Annotated in this window: 17 protein-coding genes; 3 read left to right on the forward strand and 14 right to left on the reverse strand. The window is 44.9% G+C overall.

Annotated features, from left to right (window positions below; genetic code table 11):
- Positions 1 to 108: 108 nt before the first annotated feature.
- From ispH to murJ, 6 genes are all read right to left on the reverse strand, one after another.
- Positions 109 to 1,074 (reverse strand): 4-hydroxy-3-methylbut-2-enyl diphosphate reductase, encoded by a 966-nt coding sequence (gene ispH / locus ACHUFZ_RS15270; RefSeq protein WP_394127823.1) that lies wholly within the window; start codon positions 1,072 to 1,074, stop codon positions 109 to 111.
- Positions 1,075 to 1,098: 24 nt separating this feature from the next.
- Entirely contained in the window at positions 1,099 to 1,530 is a 432-nt protein-coding gene (fkpB, locus tag ACHUFZ_RS15275; RefSeq protein WP_394127824.1) for an FKBP-type peptidyl-prolyl cis-trans isomerase, read from the reverse strand.
- 223 nt (positions 1,531 to 1,753) lie between these two features.
- Positions 1,754 to 2,257 (reverse strand): signal peptidase II, encoded by a 504-nt coding sequence (gene lspA, locus ACHUFZ_RS15280; protein WP_394127825.1) that lies wholly within the window; start codon positions 2,255 to 2,257, stop codon positions 1,754 to 1,756.
- Positions 2,258 to 2,475: 218 nt separating this feature from the next.
- Positions 2,476 to 5,313: an isoleucine--tRNA ligase gene (gene ileS / locus ACHUFZ_RS15285; protein ID WP_394127826.1), complete on the reverse strand. Its 2,838-nt coding sequence runs from the start codon at positions 5,311 to 5,313 to the stop codon at positions 2,476 to 2,478.
- A 55-nt stretch (positions 5,314 to 5,368) separates the two neighbouring features.
- A complete protein-coding gene (ribF, locus tag ACHUFZ_RS15290; RefSeq protein ID WP_394127827.1) occupies positions 5,369 to 6,313 on the reverse strand; it encodes a bifunctional riboflavin kinase/FAD synthetase in 945 nt (314 codons plus the stop codon).
- A gap of 90 nt (positions 6,314 to 6,403) precedes the next feature.
- A complete protein-coding gene (gene murJ, locus ACHUFZ_RS15295; protein ID WP_394127828.1) occupies positions 6,404 to 7,966 on the reverse strand; it encodes a murein biosynthesis integral membrane protein MurJ in 1,563 nt (520 codons plus the stop codon).
- A 247-nt stretch (positions 7,967 to 8,213) separates the two neighbouring features.
- Between murJ and rpsT the strand changes: the two genes are divergently transcribed.
- On the forward strand, positions 8,214 to 8,474 hold the full coding sequence (rpsT, locus tag ACHUFZ_RS15300) for a 30S ribosomal protein S20 (RefSeq protein ID WP_004410238.1): 261 nt from the start codon (positions 8,214 to 8,216) through the stop codon (positions 8,472 to 8,474).
- A gap of 92 nt (positions 8,475 to 8,566) precedes the next feature.
- Here the strand turns inward: rpsT and ACHUFZ_RS15305 are convergent, their stop codons facing one another.
- Both ACHUFZ_RS15305 and nhaR read right to left on the reverse strand, forming a co-directional pair.
- Complete coding sequence (locus ACHUFZ_RS15305; RefSeq protein ID WP_053441210.1) at positions 8,567 to 8,863, reverse strand: ArsR/SmtB family transcription factor; 297 nt, start codon at positions 8,861 to 8,863, stop codon at positions 8,567 to 8,569.
- 159 nt (positions 8,864 to 9,022) lie between these two features.
- A complete protein-coding gene (nhaR, locus tag ACHUFZ_RS15310) occupies positions 9,023 to 9,913 on the reverse strand; it encodes a transcriptional activator NhaR (protein ID WP_134835985.1) in 891 nt (296 codons plus the stop codon).
- Positions 9,914 to 10,324: 411 nt separating this feature from the next.
- Here nhaR and ACHUFZ_RS15315 point away from each other — a divergent pair, with 411 nt between their 5' ends.
- Complete coding sequence (locus ACHUFZ_RS15315) at positions 10,325 to 11,470, forward strand: Na/Pi symporter (protein WP_134835986.1); 1,146 nt, start codon at positions 10,325 to 10,327, stop codon at positions 11,468 to 11,470.
- Positions 11,471 to 11,742: 272 nt separating this feature from the next.
- On the opposite strand, the gene ACHUFZ_RS15320 is transcribed toward ACHUFZ_RS15315, so the two are convergent.
- From ACHUFZ_RS15320 to rppH, 5 genes are read right to left on the reverse strand one after another with little or no spacing between them, the layout of a single operon-like run.
- On the reverse strand, positions 11,743 to 12,594 hold the full coding sequence (locus ACHUFZ_RS15320; RefSeq protein WP_394127829.1) for a thymidylate synthase: 852 nt from the start codon (positions 12,592 to 12,594) through the stop codon (positions 11,743 to 11,745).
- Positions 12,595 to 12,603: 9 nt separating this feature from the next.
- Positions 12,604 to 13,425, reverse strand: coding sequence for a prolipoprotein diacylglyceryl transferase (lgt, locus tag ACHUFZ_RS15325; RefSeq protein ID WP_053441204.1), 822 nt, complete (start codon positions 13,423 to 13,425; stop codon positions 12,604 to 12,606).
- A gap of 56 nt (positions 13,426 to 13,481) precedes the next feature.
- The gene (locus ACHUFZ_RS15330; protein WP_394127947.1) at positions 13,482 to 14,246 is read right to left on the reverse strand and encodes a sulfite exporter TauE/SafE family protein; all 765 of its coding nucleotides are present in this window, start codon (positions 14,244 to 14,246) and stop codon (positions 13,482 to 13,484) included.
- 35 nt (positions 14,247 to 14,281) lie between these two features.
- Complete coding sequence (gene ptsP, locus ACHUFZ_RS15335; RefSeq protein ID WP_394127830.1) at positions 14,282 to 16,528, reverse strand: phosphoenolpyruvate--protein phosphotransferase; 2,247 nt, start codon at positions 16,526 to 16,528, stop codon at positions 14,282 to 14,284.
- 2 nt (positions 16,529 to 16,530) lie between these two features.
- Entirely contained in the window at positions 16,531 to 17,049 is a 519-nt protein-coding gene (gene rppH, locus ACHUFZ_RS15340; RefSeq protein ID WP_006878813.1) for an RNA pyrophosphohydrolase, read from the reverse strand.
- 620 nt (positions 17,050 to 17,669) lie between these two features.
- Here rppH and mutH point away from each other — a divergent pair.
- Positions 17,670 to 18,335: a DNA mismatch repair endonuclease MutH gene (gene mutH, locus ACHUFZ_RS15345; protein WP_134835994.1), complete on the forward strand. Its 666-nt coding sequence runs from the start codon at positions 17,670 to 17,672 to the stop codon at positions 18,333 to 18,335.
- Here mutH and ACHUFZ_RS15350 read toward each other — a convergent pair.
- The gene (locus ACHUFZ_RS15350; protein ID WP_134835995.1) at positions 18,332 to 18,643 is read right to left on the reverse strand and encodes a DUF6482 family protein; all 312 of its coding nucleotides are present in this window, start codon (positions 18,641 to 18,643) and stop codon (positions 18,332 to 18,334) included. The genes mutH and ACHUFZ_RS15350 overlap by 4 nt on opposite strands.
- Positions 18,644 to 18,744: the final 101 nt, after the last annotated feature.

The raw sequence follows: 18,744 nt of genomic DNA on the forward strand, positions 1-18,744 counted from the left end.
CACGTTCAGTCCTCTTTGTTCCGACCAAATATCCGTTTAGGTATAAGCGTTAGCGCTTATCCGAATGGCATTAAGCAATAAATGCTGGCCTTAAGTAAGAGTTAACCCTTAATCAACTTGCTTAATTTGCAACTCTTTAGGCACTTCAAAGAACATGTTCTCTTCACGGCCTTGAATCTCTTCTACTGAGCGAGTACCAACCAGATCTTTAATACGACCTAAGATTTGATTCACAAGCTCTTCTGGTGCAGAGGCGCCAGCAGTAACGCCAACCTTAACTTTACCTTCGAACCATTTCGGTTCGATATCTTCAGGGCAATCCGTTAAGTAACCTGGCGTACCTAGCTTTTCGGCCAGCTCTTTTAAACGAGTCGAATTCGATGAGTTTTTAGAACCAACAACAATCACCACATCTACGTCTGTTGCCATTTCACGCACCGCATCTTGGCGGTTTTGTGTCGCATAACAGATATCGTCTTTACGTGGACCTTGAATATCAGGGAATACGCGACGCAGCTCTTCAATCACATCTGCCGTTTCATCAACGGATAACGTAGTTTGGCTTACGTAATGCAGATGGCTTGGATCTTTCACCAACTCTTTCAACTTAAGTACGTCTTCTGGTCTTTCAACCAAGTACATACCGCCTTCATCACTGGCGTATTGACCCATAGTGCCTTCAACTTCAGGGTGACCAGCATGACCAATTAAGACGACTTCCATATGCTTGCGACTCGCACGAGCTACTTCCATATGAACCTTAGTCACAAGCGGACAAGTTGCATCAAACACGGTTAAGTCACGAGCTTTGGCTTCTTTGCGTACTGCCTGAGATACACCATGAGCAGAGAAGATAACGATGTTGTCATCTGGCACTTCACTTAACTCTTCAACAAAGATAGCCCCGCGCTGCTTTAACCCTTCCACAACAAAACGGTTATGTACCACTTCGTGGCGTACATATATCGGTGGTTGGTACATTTCTAAAGCACGCTCAACGATGCTGATGGCACGATCTACACCGGCACAAAAACCGCGAGGGTTAGCTAACTTAATTTTCATTTCATTGCTCATGGAGTCGTTTTCTTCTTTGGGCGCTTATTCTACTGACAAAATCTCAACTTCAAAAGTCACATCTTGCCCTGCAAGTGGATGGTTGAAGTCTACTGTTACTGAATCACCGGCGATTTCGGTAATAATGCCTGGGATCTCCATACCATCACGGCCAGAGAAGGCCATTATAGTACCAACTTCAACCTCAGCATCACCGACAAACTTTGCGCGGTCCATGTGGTGGACGTGATCAGGATTTGGCATACCAAACGCGTCTTCCGCTTTAAGCTCAATCGCTTTTTGGTCACCAGTCTTTAAACCGACTAAGCACTGCTCAAAGTTTGCACTTAAGCTGCCATCGCCGATCACAAGCTTTGCTGGTTTACCCATATTATGGGTACTGTCTGCAACCGAACCGTCTTTCATTTTAATGGTAAAATGCAGAGTCACTGCTGAATCTTGGGCAATTGTCGTCACGTTACTGCTTCCTTGAAGTCATTCTAGTTTTATAGGTGTATACCCTAAATAGTTGGAGTTGCAGCTAGGCGACAAGATAATTCAACCCTATGAGCATAGTGCGCTATGTGATTAGGGGGAATTATCGCAGTCAACAACGCTGCAGCTTCAAATATGACGGGTATACTAAAAAGCGCCACCGGAATCAACCAACAGCGCTTAAGGTTATTTGATCAATCACGAATTACGCTTTGGCTTCTTCTTTGTTACGAAAGCCATCAAGAATAATCATGGCTGCGCCGATACAAATCGTGGTATCCGCCAGATTGAATGCAGGCCAGTGGTAATCACCCCAGAAGAAGTCTAGGTAATCGACAACAAACCCATGCACTACACGGTCAAACACATTACCTACAGCGCCACCAATAATCATCGCATAAGCAATATTATTCCACTTCTCTTTTGCTGGTAGTTTGCTCATCCAGTACGTCAGCATACCGGTTACCGCAAAGGCAATACCCGTAAACAGCCAACGCTGCCAGCCTGCTTGATCACTTAGGAAGCTAAATGCTGCGCCGTAGTTGTGCACATACAGCAGGTTAAAGAACGGTAGCACTTCGATACGATTTGCCCAGCCATAACCCATGTTGTCCATCACAAACAACTTGATACCAATATCAGCTAAGAAGATAACGATCGCTAGCCAAAGCCAACGTACACCTGATTGTTTTAATGGAATATTTGACATTCTATCCCCTAAAAAATGAGCCCTAACAATGGAGCCTAAAAATAACCCCAGTATGTACTGGGGCTATAATATTTCAATAAAGTTCAACTACTAGTTGCTCTAAATTATTGACGTTGTAGCAAGGCGACAAATTTACGAGGCTCCTGAGCATAGTTGTCCTATGTGATGGAGCGAGTCAATGTAGTCAACGCAGCTACAACGCCAAGAATGACGAGCAATTATGCGAATTTACGAACTTCACCTTCACCATCAACGTTAGTTGCACAGCGACCACAGATCTTCTCGTGACCTTCGATTGTGCCTACGTCTGGCGTGTGGTGCCAACAACGGTCACACTTCTCGTTTGCCGTTGCTGCGACTTCTACGAACAGGCCTTCAACGTCAGTTGCTTGGGCAGCTTCTGTCTTCTCGCTTAGAGGCTTCACTGTTGCTGCAGACGTTAGAAGAACAAAGCGTAGTTCATCTTCAAGTTTGTTGATTTTCGCCGCTAGCGCATCATCTGCGTATAGGGTTACTTCTGCTTGTAGTGAACCACCGATCGTCTTGTCTTTACGCGCATCTTCTAGCAGCTTGTTCACGCCACCACGAACCGTTTGCATCTCTGCCCAGAATTCGTTATTGAGCTCTTCGCCTTCAGCAAGACCGAATAGGCCTTCGAACCACTCACCAGTGAAGACGAACTTATCGCGCTCACCAGGCATTTCGTTCCAGATTTCGTCTGCGGTGAATGACATGATTGGCGCCATCCAACGAACAAGAGCTTCTACAATGTAGTAAAGCGCCGTCTGACAACTACGTTGAGCGTGACCACCCAGTTTCGCTGTGTACTGACGGTCTTTGATCACGTCTAGGTAGAATGAACCCATTTCAATCGAACAGAACTGCATTAGACGCTGTGTTACTGCGTGCGTGTTGTACTCACCGTACGCTTTAACAATCTCTTCTTGCGCAGCCAGTGCACGACCTACAGCCCAACGGTCAAGTGCCACCATCTCTTCTGCAGGAACGATATCTGTCTCAGGGTTAAAGCCGCTTAGGTTCGCTAGGAAGAAACGTGCCGTGTTACGGATACGACGGTATGCATCTGCGCTGCGCTTCAAGATTTCATCAGATACTGCTACTTCACCAGTGTAGTCTGTAGACGCAACCCATAGACGTAGGATATCTGCACCTAGCTTGTTAGTTACATCTTTTGGCGCAACTACGTTACCGATAGATTTAGACATCTTACGGCCGTGACCATCAACCACGAAACCGTGTGTGAGTACTTGTTTGTATGGCGCTTCACCTTTCATCGCGATAGATGAGATCAGTGAAGATTGGAACCAACCGCGGTGTTGGTCAGAACCTTCTAGGTATAGGTCTGCGCTTGCACCGTTGTACTCTTCACGAGCATCAACCACTGAGTAGTGAGTCACACCTGAATCGAACCATACGTCTAGTGTATCAAGTACTTTCTCGTACTTGTCTGCTTCTTCGCCTAGTAGGTCTGCGATTTCCACATCCCACCATGCTTGAATGCCTTTCTCTTCAACTAGCTGAGCGACTTTCTCAACCAGTTCAATTGTGTTCGGGTGAAGCTCTGCTGTTTCTTTATGAACGAATAGAGCGATTGGCACACCCCAAGTACGTTGACGAGAGATACACCACTCTGGGCGACCTTCAACCATACCTTCGATACGGCTTTGACCCCACTCAGGCATCCACTCAACACCCTTGATTGACTCTAGTGCTTTTGCACGTAGGCCAGCTTGGTCCATAGATACGAACCACTGTGGTGTTGCACGGAAGATGATTGGAGTTTTGTGTCTCCAACAATGTGGATAGCTGTGCTCGTAAGCGTGGTGGTGTAGTAGTGCGCCTTTCTCTTTCAGTACTTCAAGTACTGAATCATTCGCTTTGAAGACGTGCTGACCAGCAAATAGCTCTGTGTCAGGTAGGTAAACACCGTTAGAGCCTACTGGGTTTGCGATTTCTAGGTCGTATTTCTTACCAACCACAAAGTCTTCTTGACCATGGCCTGGTGCAGTGTGAACGACACCTGTACCTGATTCAGTCGTCACGTGATCGCCAAGGATAGCTGGCACTGTGAAGTCGTAGAATGGGTGGTTGAACTGAGTCAGTTCAAGATCTGAGCCCGTAGCAAAACCAAGGTTGTGGAAGTGCTCAATACCAGCACGATCCATTACGTCTTTCGCTAGCTCAGACGCGACGATGATACGTTGCGCTGCTTGCTCACCATTTGCTTCCACTTGGATAAGAACGTATTCCAGATCATCACGTAGACATACTGCGCGGTTTGCTGGCAGTGTCCATGGCGTAGTAGTCCAAATAACGATAGAAATATCGCCTTGGCCTTCGTGACCTTCTGCTAGGTTAAATTTAGCCAGAAGAGCGGCTTCATCTGCTGCTGTGAATTTCACATCAATAGATGGCGACACTTTATCTTTGTATTCAACTTCCGCTTCAGCAAGCGCACTGCCACAGTCAGTACACCAGTGAACAGGCTTGAAGCCTTTTAGCAGGTGGCCGTTATCGGCGATTTTACCTAGCGCACGGATGATGTTTGCTTCGGTACCGAAGTCCATAGTGCGGTATGGCTTATCCCACTCACCCATGATACCTAGGCGTTTGAAGCTCTCTTTTTGACCTTCAACCTGACCTGCCGCGTACTTACGACACTCTTCACGGAATTCTGCCGCAGAGATTTTTTGGCCTGGTTTGCCTTTTTTCTTTTCTACCATTAGTTCAATTGGTAGACCGTGACAGTCCCAACCAGGAATGTACGGTGCATCAAAACCAGAAAGTGTTTTGGATTTAATAATAATGTCTTTAAGAATCTTGTTTAGTGCGTGACCAATGTGGATGTCACCATTTGCGTATGGAGGGCCATCATGCAGAACGAAAGATTTTTTGCCTTTCTTCGCTTTACGGATCTCACCGTAAAGGTCTTCTTTGTACCAACGCTTAAGCATTTCTGGCTCGCGATTCGCCAGATTGCCGCGCATCGGAAACCCTGTTTCAGGAAGGTTCAGGGTATCTTTATACTCACTCATCGATTCTTAATTCCGTTGTGTTGGGTGACAGTTAGACATTATGCCAAGCAGCGAACTAAACCGCTTGGTCTTTACGCTGACGCAGCCACACCCTTGCTGCTTCAGCATCCAATTCAATTTGTTGTTTTAAAGCTTCGAATGATTCAAATTTATGCTCATCTCGAATCTTATCTAAAAGTACAATTTCTAGCTGTTTACCATATAAATTGGCTTTAAAGTCGAATAGATGTACTTCTAGTTGTTGGCGAACCCCATTTACGGTTGGTCGGTTACCAATGTTCGCCACGCCTCCTATTGGTTGTTCACCAAGGCCAAGAGCCTCAACGGTATACACACCAGAGACAGGAGATACGCAACGCTTTAGGGGAATATTCGCCGTAGGAAAGCCGATCGTACGACCTAATTTGCGACCATGTGATACACGGCCGCTAATACTATAATCTCGCCCTAGCATTTCTGCTGCGGCGTAAAGCTTATCTTTCGCTAATGCTTTACGGATGGCAGTGCTGCTAACTCGCAGTTGTTCCAAACGAAAACTTTGAGTACTCACGACTTCAAAGCCATACTGTTTGCCCGCTTTTTGCAACATTGCAAAGTTGCCTTCACGGCCACGGCCAAAGCAAAAGTCATCACCTACGACGAGAAACTTAACACCCAAACGCTTCACCAACAAGTCACTAATAAATTCATCAGCACTTTGGTTGGCAAACCTATGGTTAAAATTAACACAAAGCAGCCTTTCAATGTTGAGCTTACTCAACTGGACATATTTATCTCTTAAGCGAGTTAAACGTGCTGGCGCTTTATCTTTAGCAAACAATTCCAAAGGCTGAGGATCAAAGGTCATCACCGTTGACGGTAAACCCAATACGCTTGCCTGCTCAGACACTTGGCGTAATACTTCTTGGTGGCCTAAGTGCACACCATCGAAGTTTCCGATCGTCAATACACACCCTTGATGGTGTGATTTGATGTTATGAATGCCTCGGATCAATTCCATTGGAAACCGCTAAAAACCTATCTTTGTATTAATTACTCTTCGAAAAAGAGTCATGTTGCGTAAAACTGACGGATTATATACTAATCAGGTTCACTCTGTCGCTGCTTTTAAGTCTTTTAACCGAACACCTAAAAGGAGCAAGGTTACTAGATAAGCCGCAGCACCTAATCCAATCAACATCACCAGTCCCGTCGCCCGCTCAACAAAGCTCCAAGTGAGCCAAACAGACATGTCTTCTAATTGCCACAATATAGCAGCGACCATTAAGCCACCAGCAATCACTAACTTGATAATAAAGGTGATGGTTCTACGTGTTAGCTTGTACACCCCAGCGAGATGCAAACCACGATAGAGTAATGACATATTGACGAAGGCAGACAGCGCAGTCGCGATAGCCAAGCCCACATAACCATAGAACCAGGCAAAGATAGCATTGAACACCATATTGGTGACCATAGCGATAATGCCGTACTTAACTGGAGTTTTGGTGTCTTGTCGAGAGTAATATCCCGGCGCTAATACTTTGATCAGCATGAAGTTTAATAGGCCTGATGCGTAAGCAACCAAAGACATCGATGCAAACTGAACATCTTGCGGGCTAAATTCACCACGCATAAATAGCACCATCAGCATGGGTTTAGCGAGAACCATCAACCCCAACATCGCTGGAATACCAAGCAGCGTCACCATACGCACGCCCCAGTCCATAGTCTGGGCGAAGCCGTCACTTTGCGCATCAACGTGTTTACGCGACAGCGCAGGAAGGATTACTGTCGCAATCGCAATACCGAACAGACCTAGAGGGAACTCCAATAAACGGTCTGAGTAATAAAGCCAACTGATTGAGCCAGTTTGTAAGAAACTGGCAATGAAGGTATCAAACAAAAGGTTAATTTGACTCACTGACACACCAAACAGAGCTGGAATCATCAGAGTGCGAATTTTGACAACACCAGGATCGCGCCACCCCCACTTTGGCCTAACCATGACGCCTGCTTTAATAAGGAAGGGAATCTGGAACAAGAACTGCACGAGGCCGCCAAGGAACACACCGATGGAGAGACCAATTTCTGGCTGGTCTAACTGAGGTGCGATATACCATGCCGACAAAATGATCATGACATTGAGGAAGACAGGCGTAAAAGAAGAGACCGCAAACTTACCCATGGTGTTGAGTATCGCTCCCGACAGAGCGACAAAGGTAATGAACCACAAATACGGGAAGGTAATTTTGAGCATAAAGCTCGCTAGCTCAAATTTTTCTGCTGAAGGCCCGCCATTCATCCAATCAAGGAACCAGCCAAAACCGAACATCGCCGTCACTACACCAGAGCCTAAAATGCCAAGTAACGTAACAATAGAGACAATCACCCCGAGAGTACCCGCCGCTCTAGCGATCAGCTCACGGGTTTTGTCCATGTCCCCAGCCGCATGGCTCTCAGTTAATACTGGAACAAAGGCTTGTGAAAATGCCCCTTCTGCAAATAAGCGACGCAGAAAGTTAGGAATTTTGTTAGCAAAGAAGAAGACATCAGCGCTCGCCCCTGCCCCCATTAAATTGGCAACAACAACGTCTCGCACTAAGCCTAAAACGCGAGAAATCAATGTCATGGCACTTACAATCATGCCTGACTTGAGTAGACGTTTACTCACAATAACCTCGGGATTTAAAAATTTTGCCTTACTTTACACTAGGAATGTCATAACCAGAGCAGATTAGTATTAGCATTGAAAAAAAAATACTGTTAGAATCCCCGCCATCTTAACCGTGAAGACCTTTCATTCCAAAATTTGTTTGGCTCGATTGGTTTTTGCACAAATTATTTGACATTTAAGAGCAAATAGGGGATATTCCTCGCCCTTAAATTGTCACTGAACTAAGTTTTTGGGAGTTAGACCCTTGGCAAATAGTAAATCTGCTAAGAAGCGCGCTATCCAGGCTGAGAAACGTCGTCAGCACAACGCTAGCCGTCGCTCAATGATGCGTACTTACATGAAGAAAACTGTTGCTGCTATCGAAGCTGGCGACAAAGCTGCTGCAACTGAAGCATTTGCTACAGTTACACCAATCCTAGACCGTATGGCAACTAAAGGCCTTATTCACAAGAATAAAGCTGCTCGTCATAAGTCTCGTTTCGCTGCTGCAATCAAAGCTCTTTAATTAGAACTCTGATTATACAGTGAAAGAAAAAACCGGCTTGCGCCGGTTTTTTTATATCCAAAATTCAGGTTTTCTACTCAAACCCACACTATTTACTCGCTGCAGTAGAGATCGTGCAATAACTGGATCATCGCCTTCACTTCTTCACTACTCAAAGTGTAGTAAACCGTCTGCGCTTCTTTACGAGTATTCACTAACCCATCACGCCTTAACCATGCAAGGTGCTGAGAAAGTGCCGATTGGCTTAGTTCAAGCTTACTGCACAGCTCTCCGACTGACAGTTCTTGGTTATGCAGCAAACACAGAATCTGTAGGCGACGTTCATTTGCCATCGCCTTAAGTAGTACTACCGCCTGTGCAGAGTTTTTTTCCATCTCTTGTAAATTCATCGGCTACTACCCCTAAAACTATCTAACAACAAGGATTACCTCTCGCTATCCCACAACCAAACTATATAACCACAATTTAAGTAATGAAATTTAACGAGAGTATTTCAAATACTAATCGAATTGTTACAACTAATCTATTTGTTCAAATGAAAAAGGTTCTTAATTAAACAAGGTTGTGAAGTCTGCATCACAAACATTCTTCACTGCAGGGTGTTGAATCATTCGTTCTGCAAAGATGACGTAGTACTCTTCTTTCAACTCTTCGATATGACCAATCAACTGTAGAGGGAGGTCACTCTCAACCTCTGTTACGTATATAGAAGGCGCTAAGAAGATCACATCATGGTGGTAGCGAGCAAATGATTTCATCAATGCGACGTCATCAAACTCACCTAAGATATTCGGCTTTAAGCCTTGGCGATCAAACCACTGCAACACTTTACGCCCCATCGCAGTCCGGCTGCCAGGGATCAGCAATTTTCTTTGCTCTAGTACCGCAGGGAAACTGACGTTGTCGACATTACCAGAGCAGAAGAAGCTCATGTTCGACTCGCCAAGCTTTTTACTATACAAACCAGGGCTTTGACTCGAATCAACCGGACAATCTGACAAGATCATATCCAATTTATGTTGAGCAAGCTGCTCAAGTAGCATTTCGTGGGTGGACTCAAAGCAACGCAGATGAATGCTGTTATCATCCGGCACTGTGGTCATTAAGATCTTGCTGACTAAGCGCTTTGACAACGCATCTGCTACACCGATATCAAACAGGATGTTCGAGCGTTGGCTGTAATTAACGATATCCAGCATCTCGTAGCTCAAACCAAACATACGGTCAGCGTATTTAAACACTAGCTGTCCAAGCTCTGTTGGCTCTAAACTGCGGCCATTTCGCTTAGTCAGCTTACCCTCCATACGCTCTTCTAATGCTTTAATCTGCCCAGTGACAGTTTGCGGGGTCAGGAATAGTGCATCAGCCGCTTTGGTGACTGATCCCTGTTTGCACACCATCCAAAAGTAATAAAGGTGGTTATAGTTTAAGTGCGACATCAACAGATACTCTTGTTAAGCGAATACGATGGTTATATCAGAAGCAAACCATGACAACAATAACTCGACAAAACTAGTGCTAATTGGCGATTTAATTAAGTTTTACCGAATTTTGATTTTATAATATGACAATTCGCTGTCATAAACTTCTACTCACGCTAAATTTTTTGTGTTTTTTTTCGATTCTCGTCACACCTTTTAATCGGCCAAAAACAACAAACAAAGCATTTAAAATTCAACACTTTAAAGGTAATGTAAATTTCCAATTACACACAAAAACTCATCACCCGAGCAAAAAAAAAACCATTACACACAACTGTAATATTACTGAAATATTTCCCCTCTAACATCGGCCTCAGTTTCAACAACAGACCAAAACAAAGACATTAACGGTCCACGGAGAAAATGATTATGAACCAAGCTACTACTACAGCGGCGCCGATTTCGAGCACTACTCGCTGGTTGCGCTGGGCTAACTTGGCATTCATGTTGTATCTGCTACTTCTAGCGGTATCTATGGTAGGCAGTGGTTTCAAATGGGCAACTGGCGATCAAGCTAAAGTTCTATTTGAATTTGCCTCTCACCCTGTAGCAGGTTTGATGATCGGTTTAGTTGCAACCGCACTTATCCAGTCTTCAAGTACAGTAACTTCCATTATCGTGGGCTTAGTAGCCGGCGGTCTTCCGGTGGAAACTGCAATCCCAATGGTTATGGGTGCAAACATCGGTACAACAGTAACGAACACACTAGTTTCTCTAGGCCACGTTCGCTGCAAAGAAGAATTTAAACGCGCATTTGCAAGTGCGACGATTCACGACTTCTTCAACCTACTAGCGGTAGCCATTTTCCTACCTCTAGAAATGATGTTCGGCATTCTTGATAAGATCTCACACTGGCTAGTTTCTCCATTCCTAGCAACAGGTGATATGAGCATCAAAGGCCTAAACTTCATCAAACCAATTACTAAGCCAGTTGTAAGTGCTGTTAAAGAGCCACTAGCAACATTCGGTGACCAAGTTGGTGGCGTTCTACTTATCGTTCTGGGTATCGCAACAATCTTCGTTGCAATCACAGTGATGGGTAAACTAATGAAGAGTCTAATGGTTGGCCGTGCTCGTGAAATCCTGAAGAATGCAATCGGTCGTGGTCCAATTCACGGCATCGTATCTGGCTCTGTGGTAACAGTACTTGTTCAGTCTTCTTCTACGACAACAAGTCTAATGGTTCCACTGGTTGGTTCAGGCGTTCTTAAAGTACGTGATGTTTACCCGTTCACTCTTGGTGCAAACATCGGTACATGTATTACGGCTCTACTAGCAGCAACAGCGGTGTCTGGCGAGTTCGCAGTATTCGCCTTACAGATTGCTCTAGTACACCTAGTGTTCAACATCATGGCAACAGTATTCATCTACGGCATCCCGTTCCTACGTGAACTACCAGTAAAAGCCGCTGACTTTATCTCTGATATGGCAGTGAAGAACAAAGCAGTCGTTGCAGGTTACCTTCTAGCAGTATTTGTAGCGCTGCCAGGTACTATCCTAGCGCTGACAGCTTAATACTAAAACCATCGCTTATTGAAAGCCCGCTACTTAGGTAGCGGGCTTTTTTGTGTTTGGACGAAAGCGAGCCAAAGGCTTATTGAGATTCCCTACTCGCTCCTTCGTCACTCTATGGAATGACAGGTTCAACTCCTCTTGAAGGACGAAGTTCTCTCTCTATTCTCGGAACGCAGTGTTCTCATAGCAAAGCGTTTTATAGGGCGCAGCCCACTCCATCACCTACAAAAAAGCCGCCTATGAAAGGCGGCTTAGACAATTAAACTTGTTCGTTATACCGAGAACGGATACTTAATCGCTTCGTGGTGCTCGTAACCTTCGACCCAGAAGTCATCCAATGTTACCCAGGTTTCTAAATCTTCAAGAGACTTAATCTCTGGGTTGATATGGAAAGTCGCAGCCTTTAGTGGCTCACGCTTGAGTTGAACATCACGCATAAGCTCTAGCTGATCTTCATAGATATGCGCATTGACAATCTTGTGGAAGGCCTGACCCGCCTTCTTACCCGTGATCTGCGCCATAATCGCAAGAAACACGTAAACCTGAACCATATTGAAGTTAAGGCCTAGAGGAACATCACATGAGCGCTGAGTACTGTTTAAGTACAGAGTGTCACCTAATAGCGAAAAGTGATGGCTGTACATACAAGGGCGTAAACAGCCCATATGGAACTCACCTGGGTTGTAGAAATTAAGAATTTCACCACGGTCGTCAACGCCACGAGTCAGATCATCAACAATCTTACGTAACTGATCGATATGACCGCCATCTGGTTTAGCCCAAGCACGACCTTGTACACCGTACACGCGTCCCATGTCGTCTTCACCCTTACGCAAAGGGTTATTCAGCCAGGCATCATTCAGGTTGGCATTGGCATCCCAAGTCTTAGTACCTAGTTTACGAAAATCATCGGCATTATCGTAACCGCGGATATAACCAAGTAACTCAGCGACTGCTGCTTTCCAGAAGCTCTTACGGGTTGTCACCAAAGGAAACTGGTTGTTTGCTACATCGTAAGTTAGATCGGCATTAATCACGGTTAGGCAGCGTTTGCCTGTGCGTTCATTTTCTACCCACTCACCTTGGTCAACGATACGCTGACAGAGATCTAAATACTGTTTCACACCAATTCCTTACTTCGTTTGTTGTGGTAACTCGTCTTTGTAATGGCCACGCTTGTACGCCCAAACCATCATCAAAATACCAATGATCACCATAGGTAGAGATAGGATTTGTCCCATTGAGATAAACCCACCAAACAGACCTAAATGAGCATCAGGTTCACGTACATATTCTACTAGGAATCGGAATGTACCATATCCTGCCAAGAATAGCCCTGATACTGCGCCAAGAGGACGAGGCTTCTTAATAAACCAGTTCAAGATGAAGAACAGTACAATCCCTTCTAGGAACATTTCATATAACTGTGAAGGGTGACGTGGCAGTGGGCCACCATTAGGGAAGACAAATGCCCAAGGCACATCAGTCACACGGCCCCAAAGCTCGCTGTTCATAAAGTTACCGAGACGACCCATGCCTAAACCAAATGGCACTAGCGGAGCGATAAAGTCAGCCACACCAAAGAAGGTTCGGCCATTTTTATGCGCATACCAGAACATCGCCGTAATCACACCCAGCAATCCGCCATGGAATGACATCCCCCCCGTCCATACCTTAAATAGGTAGATAGGATCTTGTAGGAACAGCTCAAAGTTGTAGAACAGCACGTAGCCAACTCGACCACCAATCACTACACCGAGGAAGCCGGCAAAAAGTAAGTCTGAAACTTGTTCTCTTGTCCAACCGCTATCAGGCTGATCTGCGCGTCGGTTTGCTAACCAAAGAGCGAAAGCAAAACCCACTAGGTACATTAAACCGTACCAACGAATAGAAAGGGGGCCAATAGAGACCAATACAGGGTCTATATTAGGAAAGGAAAGGTATCCCTGAGACATAGGACTTTTACTCTTATTAAGTTTAGATAATCATGAAGCGTATAGATGAGAGTGCCTTACAGCAACATAGTTCCAGCAACACACATTAAAAACAGCGCAAATATTTTTTTCAAAGTTGGGGTTGGTAAAGATGTCGCCAATTTCGCTCCAGTTCGAGTCATCAACATAGACGTCGAAGCAATAGCGATAAGTGCAGGAAGGTATACGTAGCCTATGCTGTACGCAGGTAAAGACTCGACCTTATAACCATGCATAATAAAACCTAGCATGCCTGAGATCGCAATCATACAACCGCAAACAGACGAGGAACCGACCGCTTTACGCATTTCAATACCGTGGCGATTAAGAAAAGGCACCGACAAAGAGCCACCACCGATACCCGCTAGGCTGGAAATCATGCCAATTCCAGTACCAATCCCCATAGTGACTGCATTACTAGGCATGGTTTTAGCAACCTTACCTTTCAGTGAAAACAGCATTTGCACAGCGAGACATAAAACAATCACACCAAACACTTTAGGTAGGTATTGAGAAGGTATCCATTCTGCAACTTTAGCCCCTAAGAAGCCGCCGACCACAACGCCTGGCATTAACCACTTCACAACATACATATCAACATTACCGAGTCTGAAGTGATTCAAAGCAGATGAACCCGAAGTTGCAATGATGGTTGCAAGAGACGTCGCCAACGCAATGTGCATGCTGATACTAGGGTCAATCCCTGCCATAGGTAACAAAAATAGCAGCGCTGGAACAACGATCAAACCGCCGCCGATGCCCAATAGCCCAGCCATCACACCGACGAAGGCACCAAGCACCATAAATGCGAGAACTAATTCAATTAACACAAACAACCTTACTTATTACCAGCACGGATAAAGCCAGCAAAGCCCTTATCTTCGAAAAATGTCTGCATCATAGTATATATGTCATGACCATAAGGCTGTATCAGCGCTTTGTCAGCAAGAGCTTCAAGTTCGTTTACGTCAGTATGGCGCAGCAGATATTTCACTTTGGCCACGTTTGAGGTATTCATACTCAGGCTACGGTAGCCTAAACCGACCATAAGTAGTGCGCCAATCGGATCACCGGCCAATTCACCACATATACATACCGGCAACTTCAATTGCTGACAACTTTTATGAATATGACTTAACGCCATAATTACTGAAGGGTGCATGGATTCGTAAACATCTGCCACTCGGGCATTGTTGCGATCTACAGCCAATAGATATTGGGTTAAGTCATTGGTACCAATTGAAACAAAATCCACTTTACTCGCAATCAATGGCAACAAGTAGATCATCGAAGGGACTTCAAGCATCACGCCAATTTCTGGCATGCGAACGCGCTCATCAATCTCAGAGATTTCCTCATACGCGCGCTCTATCAGCTCAATCGCATCATCCAACTCCTGTGCACCAGAGACCATTGGCAACAGAATACTCAGGTTTTGATGATTGGCGCTAGCACGCATCATGGCGCGAATCTGCATCAAGAAGATATCCGGGTGATCTAAGGTAAAACGAATGCCACGCCATCCCAAAAATGGGTTGTCTTCTTCGATTGGCAGATATGGCAATGCCTTATCACCACCAACATCAAGGGTACGCATCACCACGCGCTTGTCGGGGTAGCTGTTCATTACCGCTTGATACTGCTGAGTTTGCTCTTCTTCAGATGGAAAGCGATGCTGAAGTAAGAAGGATATTTCCGTACGATACAGCCCCACCCCATCAACACCTTGGTTGATGGCAATATTAGCATCGGCACTTAAGCCGGCATTGAGCATCACTTCGACCCGCTCGCCATCTTTAGTAAACGCTGGCTCTTCGATGCGTTGATTAACCTTGTTGGCTAACTCGCGCTCTTGATTAGCCAGTGAACGATACTCACGCAGCAGCTGTTTATTGGGTGAAATGAGGATCTTACCGCTGTAGCCATCGACCACGCCCAATTTGCCCTTAATCACCTTAGGATTAAGGTTAGCGCCCATAACAGCTGGAATCCCCAGCGCTCGGGATAAGATTGCAGCATGGGAATTGGCCGCGCCCTCGAGCGAGATGACCGCGAGCAGTTTCTCTTTAGGCACCGAGGCAAGTAAGCTTGCCGTTAACTCTCGAACCACCAGAATGACTGGTTTTTCAATAACCTGACGATCTTGTGCGGTATTGTGCAAAAAGAACAATAAGCGCTGGCCCAATTCACGAATGTCTTGAGCTCGTTCGCGTAGGTAAACGTCCGACATGCGAGCAAAACGGTTAGAGTAAGACTCAACCACTTGACGAAGCGCCCAGTCAGCACGATCGCCTTTTTGAATCTGCGCTTTTAAGTCTTTGCGCAGCATCGGGTCATTTAGTAAGTGAGTAAAAAGGTCAAAAATAGCCAGTGCATCTTTGTTAATTTCACTGTCTAATTTTTTGCGCATCCGACGAAAATCGCCCAACGCCTCTTCGATGGCCAGCAGTAACCACTCTTGTTCACGTTCAACATCAAGTGTGGAAGCAGGATAGACATTAGAGAGCTCTGGCTGAGTGTCATCCCACCACAGCTCACCAATAGCGACTCCAGAGGAGGCTGGTACACCACGGATCGCTTGCTGTTTTTTCTCTAAACGCCAGTGACCTTGGGTTTGCGCATGAGCGATGATAACCGCAAGCTGAGCAGCAAGAGTCACCAAAAAGGACTCTTCCATTTCATTAAACAGGCGCGGTGATTTTTGCTGGACGACCAATACCCCAAGCACCTGCTTACGGTAAATAATCGGCGTACCGAGAAAGCTTTGGTAAATCTCTTCACCTAGCTCTGAGAAGTATTTAAATTTGGGGTGTTTAGACGCCTCAGCGAGATTCAAAGGTTCAGCACTACGTTTAACTAAACCAACCAAACCTTCACTGAACCGAATATGGATCTTATCACCTTTGAAACGCAGCCCCTGAGTCGCCATTAACTCTAAGCGCTGCATTTCTTCATTGGCAAGATAGACAGTACAACACTCAGTGTTCATGGCACTGCATGTTTGCTTTACTAGAATATCTAAAGCCTGATGAACCTCATCTACTTTAGATACTTGTTCAACTATGTCCCTTAGCTGAGAAAGCATGTCTACCCTCTTCGGTGTTTACGTTTACCTTTGACTCTGCGTTCTTTAAATGGCATCGCCATCGATGCAAACTCTTTCATTGCGCGTCGATATACATCACGCTTAAAAGAGACCACTTGTCGCACTGGATACCAGTAACTTACCCAACGCCAACCATCAAATTCAGGGGAACTACCTCGCTGCATATTGATCCGTGACTCATCACAATCTAAGCGCAGTAGAAACCATTTCTGTTTTTGGCCGATACAAACAGGTTTAGAATCCCAACGTACAAGTCGTTTTGGTAGTTTATACCTTAACCAATGACGACTTGTCGCAACGATTTTGACATCTTTCTTAGTCAGACCAACCTCTTCATACAACTCCCTGTACATTGCTTGTTCAGGGGTTTCACCTTCATCAATTCCGCCTTGCGGGAACTGCCAAGAGTGTTGTCCGTATCGTTTTGCCCAGAAGACCTGACCATGGCTGTTACAGATTACAATTCCCACATTTAAGCGGTAACCATCGCCATCTATCACTGGCCAACCTCTAATAAATTCTTAATTACAGTGATTTTTCCACATATCCCCAGTAGGAGCAAACTTACTAGTGTGACTCACACAAAAAATATTACCTTCCTCTTAAATAATGAATAACTTTTAATCAAATAAGAGGTTACTCACACGTATGTGAGACATAGCCCACATTTATTCACCTTTTCTGTGTATAACTATGTGAAGAATCAATGAGAAAGTGATCAATAAACGAACACGCTTGAAGTGCGATGGATTTACAGTCAACAAGAAAAATAAATTATATCTTTTAAAACAGTAAATTACAGAAAAACAAACACATTATTTGATGCATAAGATCTAAAAAATACAAGCCTCACACAGATCGGTTAAAGATCAATCAACACTGCATTTATCCACACTGACTTACAACGAACTGAGTAATAACTTGAAAAAACAAGTATTTTATCACCAAGAAAATACTGTTAATTTATACATAGCTAACAAATATAGACTATTTTATTGCCGAGCCTGTGGATAACCCGTTAAGTGATGATCTTTTGCACATAACGATCAATCTTAGCGGATTCGAAATTTGCATAGATTCCGCTACAATAGCGCCCTATTCATAGATAAATTGACGGCACATGAAATCAGAACCTCAGTCAGAACTAGAATTGCTTGAACGAGCGAGCAACATTGCAGGCATTAGCTTTCAAGAACTCGCTGATGAAGCAAAGATCGAGGTTCCGCCAGATCTTCGCCGCGATAAAGGCTGGGTTGGTCAACTGCTCGAATGGCACTTAGGGGCAACAGCAGGGAGCAAACCAACTCAAGACTTTGAGCAGCTAGGGATCGAATTGAAAACCATCCCAATTAGTTATTCAGGAAAGCCTTTAGAAACCACCTTTGTTTGTGTTGCCCCTTTAGTCGGTGTTCACGGCTTAACATGGGAAACCAGTCATGTGAGAAATAAGCTGTCTCGTGTCCTATGGGTTCCAGTTGAAGGAGAGCGAGAGATTCCCTTAGCTGAGCGACGCGTTGGCTCACCACTCATTTGGTCACCTAGTGAAGAAGAAGAATTGCAGCTAAAAACTGACTGGGAAGAGTTAATGGAAATGATCGTTCTAGGCCGTGTCGAACAGATCAATGCCCGACACGGGGAAATGCTCCAGCTGCGACCTAAAGCGGCCAATAGCCGAGTGTTAACCGAAGCGTATGGGGCCAGTGGTAAACCAATCAAAACCCTCCCAAGAGGGTTTTACCTAAGAACACAATTTACTGCTCGTATTCTAGAGCAGCATTATATTTAATGCGTCGTCAGAGACAGTTCCACATCGTGATATAACGGCCCATCGCCGACACCAAATTCATCATAGGCGTTGTGCAAACGCAAATAAGCTCTCTCTACTCCCAACCGTAATAGCTCTTCTTTCACTAGCTCCAGCGAGTCAAAATGGATCGGTTCATCATCGACTTTGATCGGCTCTAGCTTGTGTTTATATTCGACGGCTAATAAATACTGAGATAAATCGGAACAACCAATCACAAACACCTTCGGTGGCTGGTAGCTGTCTTTATGGTGTCCATGGATCCATTTATCTAACTGACTTTTTTGCATAATTCACCTCCATAAAACAGTATTAGCCAACTTATCAAATTTTGCGAATTTGTTATCTGATACCTTTTCTAACCTAAGAAAGATCACCTATAGTGGTATCA

Source organism: Vibrio hepatarius, from assembly GCF_043642085.1.
Classification (GTDB): domain Bacteria; phylum Pseudomonadota; class Gammaproteobacteria; order Enterobacterales; family Vibrionaceae; genus Vibrio; species Vibrio hepatarius_C.